This window comes from Clostridium senegalense JC122 (assembly GCF_000285575.1).
In the GTDB taxonomy this organism is placed as follows: domain Bacteria; phylum Bacillota; class Clostridia; order Clostridiales; family Clostridiaceae; genus Clostridium_J; species Clostridium_J senegalense.
This window is the reverse complement of the sequence record NZ_HE611051.1, coordinates 509,272-520,794: the sequence shown is the minus strand read 5'-3', so window position 1 is coordinate 520,794 and position 11,523 is coordinate 509,272. Positions and strand designations below refer to the sequence as shown.

Here is an 11,523-nt window from a genome sequence, read left to right as displayed (position 1 = left end):
TCATATAAGAAAAAAAACAAATTACTTTCTAAGGAGTTAGATTTAATTTATAAAAAAGACAATTTAACTAATATATATAATTTTAATGTTTTTGAAAAAATAATTTTTTCATGGAATAAGCCTTATACTATATTTTTTATAAATGTAAAAAATTAAAAGATATAAATGATGTTTACGGACATGGAGTAGGAAATGAGATTTTAATACAGGTTGCTAATTCATTAAAAAAATTAAATACATATGAAAATGTAAAAAAAGCGTATTGTAGGTATAATAGTGATAAATTTTTATATGCTATTGATACGACAGAGAGTAATTATATAAAAAATGTATTAGATGAATTATGTTTGAATAAAAGTGTTTGTTGTAATGATGAAAAAATTGAGTTGATTTTTGAATTAAATGTAGGATATGCAATAAATGAAGATGAAGATTTTGAGACTATTATAAATAATAGCGAATTGGCCATGTACTATGGTAAGGAAAATAAGTTAAATAATCCTGTAGAATATTCACAAGAATTGAAGGAAAAGTATTCTAATATTAAAGATTTAGAAAAAGACTTAGATGATGCTATAGAAAATGATGAAATTGCAGTTGTATTTCAGCCCAAAATTTGTGCTACAACAGAAAATGTTAAAGGATTTGAAGCTTTAGCTAGGTGGAATCATAGGGATAAAGGATTAATATTTCCTAATATATTTATAAAATTAGCTGAAGAAAGTGGTAAAATACACAAAGTAGATCTATGTATTTTGAAAAAAGCTTGTGAATTTGAAAAAAAATTAGAAGGATTAAATATATATAATACTTGTTCTGTAAATTTTTCAGTAAAAACGTTGCAAGAAGAGGACATTGTTAATATAGTAAATGATATCATAATAGAGACTGGTGTAAAAAAAGAAAAAATAATAATAGAAATATTAGAGAATATAGACTTGAATCATAATAAATTAGTATTAGATAATATTACTGAATTAAGAAAATTAGGGTTTAAAATTTCAATAGATGATTTTGGAACAGAATATTCATCATTAAATAGAATAGCACAGGTTCCATTTAATGAATTGAAAATTCCTAAGGATTTTATAGATATAATATATAGTGACCGTCAATTAAAAGTATTGGAGTCTGTAATATTTATGGCAAAACTTTTAAAAACAGATACAGTAATTGAAGGGGTAGAAACTGAATATCAATATAAATTATTTAAGGATTTAGGATTTAATTTGATACAAGGATATTATTTTTCAAAACCATTAAAAGAAGATGAATATATACAGTGGATAAGAAACTATATGAGGAGATAGTATGAAATTTCGAAGGTTAAAAGTTTTCTGCATAAGTTTTCTTTTAGGCATGTTTTTAAAACAAAACAATGTAATAGCTATGGAAAATGTAGAAGATTTTATTAATCAAATTGGAAAAACAAACAATTATGATCTTGTTAAAATGATTGATTATTGTGAGGAAATGTTAAATAAAAATCTACACAAAAAATGATAAGCTTCAGGCAAAAATTTATTTTAGTCTTGTTTATTTAAATAGATTAGAATTAAATTATGATGATGCATTAAAGTATGTTGATATTGCAAAATATTATTTAATACAAGAAAAATATTATGAGGAATTAGTAGATTTATATGGTATGGCAGCTAATATGACTTCATCAAAAGAAGAGTTTAAGATGTCCAGTTATTATGCTTATGAATCTTTGGAAGTATTAAATAAAATACAACTAAAAGATAAGAGGGAAAAATATAAAGAAGATAGAATAGCTATAAATTATCTTATGGCTACATTAATACAACAATTAAACGCGCCGGAACATGCAAAAGAGTATTATGATATAGGACAAAAATTAGAAAAGGAAAATAAAAATAAAATAGATAGGTATGACATATATACAAGTTTAGCCTTTTATAATTATTATAATAAAAATTTTCAAGAAGCTGAAAAATACTTTACAAAAGCTTATGATAAATATTTAGAATTAAAAAATGAATATGGCGTTGATTTTAGAAATCAACTACTGCTAAATTTAGTATATTCTCAAATAGAATTAGAAAAATTTGATGAAGCAGAGAAAAACTTAAAACTTATAGAAAGTAGTCTTCATGACTCTGTAGATTTGATTGAGGTAGGAAAAATAAATAACGCTTATGGAAATTTATATTATAATAAAAATGATTATGACAATGCATTAAATTATTATTATAAGGCTTATAATAACTTGAAAGAAAAATGTGTTTTTAAAATGTCAAAAGATATAGTAAATAGACTTATAAAAATATATGAAATTAAAGGAGAAAGAGAACAAGAGCTTTATTGGCGTCGTAATGGTGAACTTTTAGATGAAAATAGTAATGATAATGAAAATGGTATTGTAATTGAAATTATAGAAAAAATTCATAAGGATAAATATAGAGAAATAAATAATAATAAAAAATTTATATATAATTTAAAGGTAGGGTTAATATTTTTTATATTAACTACAATAATACTAATACTCACATTATTAATATCTGTACTATATAGTAGAAATAAAAAAGGGAAAAGGTAAATTTAATTTTAAAAGAAAAGATAAATAAAGATCCTTTAACAGGAGCTTATAATAGAGAATATTTTAATAATATAGTAAGTACTTATGATGAAAATAAAAAACAATGTATTATAGCTATTTTAGACATAGATGATTATAAAAAAATAAACGATTCTTATGGGCATTTATTTGGTGACTATATATTAATTGAATTGGTAAAGGTTATAAAAAAATATTAAATAAAAAAGATATTTTAGTGAGATATGGTGGGGAAGAATTTTTAATAATAGTAGAAAAGAAAAGTTTAATGGATATAAGTCCATTAGAAAAAATAAGAAAAGAAATAGAAGAATATAACTGGAAAGAAAATGTTGAGATAACAGTTACTATAGGTGCTGCTAAATATGATGGAAAAAAAAGTGTAACAGATACAATATTATTAGCTGATAAATTATTATATAAAGGAAAAAACAGTGGGAAAAATGTAGTTGTATATGAAAAATAATTATAATAGTATAATTTTTTTATAAAAAACAAAAGTTATTAATAAAGGATTTATAGGAGGATAAAAAATGAAAATAAAAAGAATTTTATTATTTACTATGATGATGTTATTAATAACTATTCCAGCAAGTGGGAAAATTCCTGAGACTATTTTAATAGGTGAAGTACAGGAAGTTAAACAAGAAGGAAATTATACAAGGCTATTAGTTGAAGGATATTTAAAGGGTTGTGAGGTTTATAAGGAGACTGTAGTAGTTATAGTAAGTGAAGACACAAAAATATTAAAACCATGTAAAAAAGAACTAAATAAAATTGTCTTTGATAAAGGTGATACTGTATATGTTGAGTTAAGCCCAGCTATGACTAAGTCAATTCCACCACAATCAAGTGCTATAAAAATTCAATTAACAAAGAAATAATTTAATAAGAACATAGGTAAATCACTATTACGCTATATATTATAAATGCTAATAGTGATTTTTTTAGCTCTATTGTATAATTATATAATATATGTAGTTAATATTGGGCGGTGATTTTATTGAAAAAAATATTAATAATAAATTCTAGTTATAGAAAAAAGAATACTTTTATTGTCCTACAAAATATTAAAAAAGTATTATTAAATTATGGATACAATATTGAAGTTATAAATTTAAAAGATTATAAAATTTCATCATGTCATGGATGTGAATATTGTATTTATAAAAATAAATGTAATATAGATGACGATATGGAATTTTTAATGACAAAGTTACAGGAATGTGATGGAATTATTATAGGAACACCAGTTTATATCAATAATATGAGTGGAATTTTAAAAACATTTTTAGATAGGACTTGTAGGTGGTTCCATAGACCAGTACTTGAAGGCAAACCAGTAATTTTAGTAGCTACCACAGCAGGTTCAGGACTAAAAAATACTTTTAAATCATTAAATGAAGGTTTAGTTCAATGGGGTGTTGATGTAGTTAGTGAAGTAGGGCGAACTATATCAAATTTGGATAAAGAAATTGAAAAAAAAGAAATTTTGCCATTTATAAAACATTTAAATACTGATGGGATGTCATACAGAGTTACCATGAAGCAAATAACAACTTATCAAGTTCAAAGAGCATTAGCTAATAATATTTTTGAACTTGATAAAAATTATTGGAAAGAAAAACAGTGGATAGATAAAGTATATTATAGGACTAAAAAAGTAGGAGTAATTGGTAAAATTACAGGAAGTTTACTATTTAACATATTAGTAAAAAATATAAAGCCAGTAGTAGATAAAAGGTTATAATATTAAAAAAGTATTTAATAAGAGGTGTGATATGGAGTTTTTAGATAATGATTATTATAGAGAAGAATTTAGGAATATTAAAGAAAATAAATTGCTTGTTGGGAAAAGTTTTGAACAATGTGAGTTTATAAATTGTGATTTTTTACAAGGAGATTTTTCATTTTCAACTTTTGAAGATTGTATATTTAAAGAATGCAATTTAGCGTTAATAAATGTGGATGATACAAAATTTAGAAATGTGAAATTTGATGGATGTAAGATAGCAGGAATAAACTTTACTAAATGCGATAATTTTATATTAGATATAAATTTCTCTGAAAGTTTAATAAATAGTTGTAATTTTTCTAGACTTTCATTAAAAAAGACTTCTTTTAAGGGAAGTATAATTAAAGAATGTGATTTTATAGAGGTGAGTTTACAAGAGTGTGATTTTACATATACAACTTTAACTAAATCTGTTTTCTTAGATTGTAATTTATCAAAAGCAGATTTTTCATATGCTAAGGAATATGATATAAATCCACAGGTAAATAATTTAAAAAAGGCAATATTTACAGTTCCTGATGCAGCTATGTTATTAAAGTATTTTGATATAGTAATAAAATAAAAATCTTAGTATTTACAATTTAAATAGAGAATAAATAACTATAGAAATAAGAAATAAGAAAATTTAAAGAAAAATATTGAAGATTTTTAATATTAGGAATATAATTAAACTTGTATTGAGGCTCATTGGTCAAGCGGTTAAGACACCACCCTCTCACGGTGGTAACAGGGGTTCGATTCCCCTATGGGTCACCATTAAATATCTCAAAGTTATAATATTTAATTAGCACAAGTAAGGTTATGTATAGAACGAAAAGTATACATGACCTTATTTTTGTTATAATAGAAAATGAGAAATATGAAATTAAAAAATAATTTAAACAAGGAGATTAAAATGCCTAAAAAAACAAGTAAAAATAATGATTTATTAAATAGTGTAAGAAATACTACTTCACCAAAAGTATACGATTTATTATTAAAGTTAGTAAATAATGGAGATGAGGATCTTGCTAATATGGTTTTAAAAATTGATTATTTAATAGAATATGCAAGTAATTGTGTTAAAGCAAGGGATTATATTGATGGTAGAGAAGCATTAGATGGAGCTAAAGGTAGAATTGAAAAATTAAAAGAAAAAGGTGTAGATACAACCTACCTAGAGTATTTATTTGAAGGTATAAATAAAAAATGTAAATAATAGTATGCTAAGAATATAGAATACAATTGTATTTACATATTCTTAGTATTTTTTATTTAATTAAAACTTTATAGATAAGCAAGCATAAGCGTAAAGCTAAGCCTAAAAATTCCAAAATTATAGTTTAAAAAGTAATAAATCAAAAGAAGATATTTTATTGAAATAAAGTAGTTTAGCTTTACTCATATAAGGAAGTAAGCTCCAATTTAAATTTATTCAATAATCTTAAAATTTAATTTGGAACCTTATAGTTTATTTGAATATATCATGAAACTGTAGATAACATTATCTACAATATATATAATTATATATAACAAATAAAATAGCTATTATAAAAATTTATGAGATGTACAAAAATTAACAATATAAAAATGGTATGAAAAGGAAGATTTTATGAACTTAGAAGAATTAATATACAAAGCGGAAGATATTATGAATAAAAATTTTGTGAAGGTTTTTAGTCATGATACTGTGAAATATGCAACGGAAGCAATGATTAAAAATAATCTAGATGAAGTAATAATTATAAATGAATTAGATAGGTTGGAGGGGATTTTTACAAGAAATGATTTAGCTAAAGTTGAAAATGTTAATTCAAAATATCCTGAAGTTAATATTTTTGAAGATTCAATCATAAATCATGGAACTAGAAATGTTTTTACAGTTTCTCCACAGGAATTTGCAAGAGATGTTAGAGATATGATGATTAAAAAAAATATTGGTAGAGTTCCAGTTGTTAAACAAGGAAAGGTTATAGGGGTTCTTACTAGTAATAACTTAAGAGATAGTTTTTATATAAAGATCGATGAAATGTTTAGTTTGCAAAACAATATACTTAATAATATACATGAAGCCATCTGTATTTGTGATGTGGATGGAAAGGTAATATATTGGAATAAAAGTGCAGAAAAATTATATAAGTTAAAAGCTTGTGATATTGTTGGTGAAAATGTGAAAAAACATTTTAACAATCCAATAATACCTAAAGTTTTGAAGGAAGGAAAGCCATTGGAAAACATCTATCATGAGCCAATGACTGGAAAATCAGTTATATTGAGCGTAATACCTATATTTAATCAAAAGAATGATATGATAGCGGTAGTTTCTACAGACCGAGATATTACAGAAGTTGTGTATTTATCTGAAAAATTAGAAAATGCAAATGCACAAGTAGAAGCCTTAAGCAAAGCATATAGTAAAGAATTTTCTAATAATTATACATTTTTAAATATAATAGGGAAAAGTAAAAAAATAATAGAAGCAATTTCTTTAGCTCAAAAAGTAGCTCCGACATCAGCTTCAGTGTTGATTACAGGAGAAAGTGGTACTGGAAAAGAAGTTTTTGCAAGGTCAATACATGAAGCAAGTGGCAGAAATGGCCAATTTGTAGCAGTAAATTGTAGTGCCATACCAGAAAATCTATTGGAAAGTGAGCTTTTTGGATATGTAGAAGGTGCTTTTACAGGAGCAACTAAAAAAGGAAAAATGGGTATGTTTGAATTTGCAAATAATGGTACATTGTTTTTGGATGAAATAGGGGACATGCCTATAGGCATGCAAAGTAAATTATTAAGAGTTTTACAAGATGGTGTTGTAAATAGATTAGGAAGTGAAAAATTTATTAATACTAACACTAGGATAATAGCAGCTACTAACAAAGATTTAGATAAGGCTATAAAAGAAAAATCCTTTAGATGTGATTTGTTTTATAGATTAGCAATAGTTCAAATAGAACTTCCACCGTTAAGAGAAAGAAGAGGGGATATAAAAAACTTTATAGATTTATTCATTAAAAAAATATCTCAAAAAGAAAAAATAGATATTATTTCTGTGGATGAAGAAATATATGAGATTTTATCTAGTTATAAATGGGAAGGAAATATAAGAGAGTTAAAAAATGTAGTTCAAAGGATGGTGGTGTTATCAACTGATAAAAAAATTAGTGCGAAAAATATACCAAACTATATTTTAGAGTATAATAAATCACAAATAATGGGACTAAATAATATGATAATTGATAAGTATGATTTGGAAAAGAGAGTAAAGCAATTGGAAAGTAATTTAATAAAAGAAGTTATGAATATATGTAATGGGAATAAAGTAAAAGCAGCAGAAATGCTTAAAATAAAAAGAAGTACTTTATATTATAAATTAAATCAAATAGATTAAAAAAATATTATTTACAAAAATATATCATTTTATTAATTATAGCATTAGTGTCAAAAAAATGACACATGTGTCAGAAATAAGTCATATTTAACAAATAAAGACAAATCAATGAGTCTTTATAAGAAAATAACAAAATTGTAACTTTAACTGTCAAAAAAATGTCATATTTAAAATAAGAACAAAATAGCTACTATGAATATTAGTTTATTCATAGTGGCTATTTTAATGGTGTTTGTTATTAATTTTACAAATAATATAAAAGTTGGCATGTAAATTGCTCAATATAACTATGACTACATATATTGACGAGGTTTACATAAAAATATTGAAATGTGTGAGGTAAAAAAATGGACAATATAGTTAGAATACCATTAAAAATGCATATAGGTGCTAGTTGTGAGCCAATAGTTAAGGTTGGAGAAAAAGTAAAAAGAGGTCAGTGCATAGGAGAACCTAATAAGGGACTAGGTGCTAAGATACATGCTAGTATTTCAGGTGAAGTAAAAGAAATCACTGAAAATGAAATAAAAATATTGAAAAATGATAGTCAAACTAATGACTATGTACCGATAAAGGAGTGTACTACAGTTAAAGAATATATTTTTGAAGCTGGAATTGTTGGTGCAGGTGGAGCTGGTTTTCCCACTCATGTGAAATTAAATGTTGAAATTCCAGATGGCTGTATAATAGCTAACTGTGTTGAATGTGAACCATTATTAAAGCATAATATAAAAGTTTTACAAGAAAATCCAATGGATGTTATTAAAGGTATTAAATATGCTATGGAAGTTACAAAAGCACCAAAAGCTTATATAGGAATCAAAGGTAAAAATGAAAAGGCTATTGAAGAAATAAAAAAAGCAATAGAAAATGAAGAAAATATAGAAGTTAAAGAGCTTAAGGATATATATCCAGCAGGAGAAGAAAGAGCGTTAATACATGAAGTATTAGGTGTTTGGCTAGAGCCTACACAACTTCCAGTGGAGGCTGATGTTGTGGTTTTAAATGCTGAAACACTTGTAAATATAAAAAGAGCAGTGGAAGATAGAAAACCTGTTATAGATAAAGATATTACAGTTGCAGGAAAATTAAAAGATTTAGAAGAAAAAGTATTTTTACAAGTGCCAATAGGAACAAAAATAAGTTCTTTAATAGATGAATGTGGTGGCATTGATGGAGAATATGGAGAAATAGTTATAGGTGGACCGTATACAGGAAAAGCAGGAGATCTTAATAATTCAATTGTAACAAAAACTTCAGGTGGAGCAATAGTTACTATGACGTTTCCAGAGTATAAAGGTAATGTAGGTTTATTAGTATGTGCTTGTGGAGCTAATGAAGAGAGACTTAGAGATATTGCAGGTAAGATGAAGGCTAATGTGGTTTCTGTAATGGATTGCAAAAATATAGTAAAGATAAAAGGTGCCAACAAATGCAAAACACCAGGAGATTGCCCAGGTCAAGCAGCTGTTGTAATGAAATTTAAAAAAGACGGAGCAGAAAGAATAATAATAGCCAATTGTAGTGATTGTTCTAATACCGTTATGAATTCAGCACCTAAATTAGGATTAGCTGTGTATCATCATACAGATCATGTATTTAGAACAGTTAATCATAAATTAACTAGAAGATTAAAAATAGACTAGGAGGAATTTATTATGTCAATGACTAAAGAGCATGCAGAAGCTTTAAAAAATGAAGTTGCTGTAGTTTGTTGTAGAACAGAAGCTGGAACTATAATTTCAGCAGATAATTTAGAAGATCCAGATATATTCCCAGACATGGTTGACTCAGGACTTTTAAACATTCCAAGTGATTGTTTAAAAGTTGGAGAAGTTATTGGTGCAAAACTTTTAAAAACAATAGATTCATTAACACCATTAACTAAAGATGTATTAGAAGGTGTTAAAGAATTAGAAGGTAATAATGATAAGACTAAAAAAGAAGAATTTAAAATAGATGAAGATTCAAAAGCTGTTTTAAAGATAAATAAAAAATGTGGTGAAATTATAAATGAAAGTGATTTAGAAAATCCTATGTATTTTGAAGAATTAGAGGATTCACTACTTGTTAATTTAGGCGAGAGAGTTTTAACAGTAAAAGAAGTTTTAGGAAAAGTATTATCTGTAGATACTGTAGCATTAACTCCTATAACAGCAGAATTGTTAGAAGGATATAAAGAAGTTGTAAAAGAAAATCAGGGAATAACATCTTGTATAAATGGTGGGATTTTAAAAATTAAAATTGAAGAGGGAAAAGGAATAGATATAGAAGTACCTTTAAATTCATTTCCTATGACAGTTGAAGATAAAAAAGAAAATTTAATAAAAAAAGTTTCTGGAGCTGTTGAGAATAAATCATTAAAAAAAGAAGAAACTTCTAAAAAGGAAATTGTTTTAGAGCCTAAAAAAGTTAGAAATTTAACTAAAAAACATTTTAAAATAGAAAAAGTTGAGTTCGGACAAGAAACAAAAATAGAAGGAACAACATTATACATAAGAGAAGATATTTGTAATCAAGCTCAAAATGAAAGTGAGTTAGTAAAATCTATAAAAATAGATATAATAACACCTGAAAAATATCATACGTACTCTGAAACTATAATGGATGTTCAACCAATAGCTACTAAAGAAGGTGATTCTAAAGTAGGTACAGGTGTAACTAGAGTACTTGATGGTGTAATAGTTATGGTTACTGGAACTGATGAGGATGGAGTTCAAATTGGGGAATTTGGATCATCAGAAGGTATATTAGATGAAAATATTATGTGGAATAGACCAGGTGCTCCAGATAAAGGAGATATATTTATAAAATCAGAGGTTGTTATAGCGAGAGGTACAAACATGGAAAGACCAGGTCCATTAGCTGCTCATAAAGCAACGGATTTTATAACACAGGAAATAAGAACTGCGCTTAAAGAATTAGATGAAAGTTTAGTTGTTTCAACAGAAGAATTAGTTCAATATAGAAGACCGGGAAAGAAAAAAGTTATTTTAGTTAAAGAAATAATGGGACAAGGTGCTATGCATGATAACTTAATACTACCTCAAGAGCCAGTAGGTGTTTTAGGGGGAAAACCTAATGTTGACCTTGGTAATGTACCAGTTATGCTATCACCACTTGAAGTTTTAGATGGGGGTATACATGCTTTAACTTGTATAGGGCCTGCATCTAAAGAATGTTCAAGACATTATTGGAGAGAACCATTAGTAATTGAAGCTATGAATGATGAAAACATAGATTTAGCAGGAGTTATATTTGTAGGGTCGCCACAAATAAATGCTGAAAAATTCTATGTTTCAGAAAGACTTGGAATGATGGTTGAAGCTATGGATGTTGATGGTGCTATAGTTACAACGGAAGGATTTGGAAATAATCATATAGATTTTGCTTCTCATATTGAACAAATTGGAATGAGAGATGTTCCATGTGTGGGAATGTCATTCTGCGCAGTTCAAGGAGCATTAGTTGTTGGAAACAAATACATGAAGTATATGGTAGATAATAATAAATCAGAAGCAGGAATTGAAAATGAAGTTCTAGGATGCAATACTTTATGTAAAGAAGATGCAATAAGGGCATTAGAAATGGTTAAATCAGCTATGGCGGGTAAAGATGTAAAAGCAGCTGAAAGAAAATGGAATTCAAATGTAAAAGAAAATAATTTGGAAGAAATAGAAAAAACATATAACAAAAATATAGTTAGAGTAGAAAATGAAACAGCTATTCCTATGAGTCAAAAAAGATTAGAAAAATATTCAACAAAGTAATTAAATTCTA

The 11,523-nt window shown here is 26.1% G+C and carries 10 protein-coding genes, 1 tRNA gene and 1 pseudogene; all 12 read left to right on the top strand.

From position 1 onward, the window contains the following. The first annotated feature begins 131 nt into the window (after positions 1–131). The 12 genes and pseudogenes from CSGHG_RS10590 (at position 132) to prdA (ending at position 11,513) form a co-directional block, all read left to right on the top strand. Entirely contained in the window at positions 132–1,310 is a 1,179-nt protein-coding gene (locus CSGHG_RS10590) for a GGDEF domain-containing phosphodiesterase (protein WP_268869862.1), read from the top strand. 1 nt (position 1,311) lies between these two features. After that, entirely contained in the window at positions 1,312–1,503 is a 192-nt protein-coding gene (locus CSGHG_RS10585) for a hypothetical protein (protein WP_010294886.1), read from the top strand. Between the two features lie 145 nt (positions 1,504–1,648). Continuing rightward, positions 1,649–2,563: a tetratricopeptide repeat protein gene (locus tag CSGHG_RS10580; protein WP_010294885.1), complete on the top strand. Its 915-nt coding sequence runs from the start codon at positions 1,649–1,651 to the stop codon at positions 2,561–2,563. Between the two features lie 5 nt (positions 2,564–2,568). Then, positions 2,569–3,047 (top strand): annotated as a pseudogene (locus tag CSGHG_RS25090) (GGDEF domain-containing protein). Positions 3,048–3,114: 67 nt separating this feature from the next. After that, positions 3,115–3,465: a hypothetical protein gene (locus tag CSGHG_RS10570; RefSeq protein WP_010294882.1), complete on the top strand. Its 351-nt coding sequence runs from the start codon at positions 3,115–3,117 to the stop codon at positions 3,463–3,465. 119 nt (positions 3,466–3,584) lie between these two features. Continuing rightward, positions 3,585–4,331, top strand: coding sequence for a flavodoxin family protein (locus tag CSGHG_RS21945; RefSeq protein WP_010294880.1), 747 nt, complete (start codon positions 3,585–3,587; stop codon positions 4,329–4,331). Between the two features lie 31 nt (positions 4,332–4,362). Further along, complete coding sequence (locus CSGHG_RS10560; protein ID WP_010294878.1) at positions 4,363–4,938, top strand: pentapeptide repeat-containing protein; 576 nt, start codon at positions 4,363–4,365, stop codon at positions 4,936–4,938. 119 nt (positions 4,939–5,057) lie between these two features. Then, positions 5,058–5,132, top strand: a tRNA-Glu gene (locus CSGHG_RS10555). A gap of 139 nt (positions 5,133–5,271) precedes the next feature. Next, positions 5,272–5,574 (top strand): hypothetical protein, encoded by a 303-nt coding sequence (locus CSGHG_RS10550; protein ID WP_010294876.1) that lies wholly within the window; start codon positions 5,272–5,274, stop codon positions 5,572–5,574. 393 nt (positions 5,575–5,967) lie between these two features. Beyond that, positions 5,968–7,743, top strand: a complete 1,776-nt coding sequence (locus CSGHG_RS10545; RefSeq protein ID WP_010294875.1) for a sigma-54-dependent Fis family transcriptional regulator — start codon at positions 5,968–5,970, stop codon at positions 7,741–7,743. A 347-nt stretch (positions 7,744–8,090) separates the two neighbouring features. Then, on the top strand, positions 8,091–9,389 hold the full coding sequence (gene prdC, locus CSGHG_RS10540) for a proline reductase-associated electron transfer protein PrdC (protein WP_010294873.1): 1,299 nt from the start codon (positions 8,091–8,093) through the stop codon (positions 9,387–9,389). Positions 9,390–9,401: 12 nt separating this feature from the next. After that, a complete protein-coding gene (gene prdA / locus CSGHG_RS10535; RefSeq protein WP_010294870.1) occupies positions 9,402–11,513 on the top strand; it encodes a D-proline reductase (dithiol) proprotein PrdA in 2,112 nt (703 codons plus the stop codon). Positions 11,514–11,523: the final 10 nt, after the last annotated feature.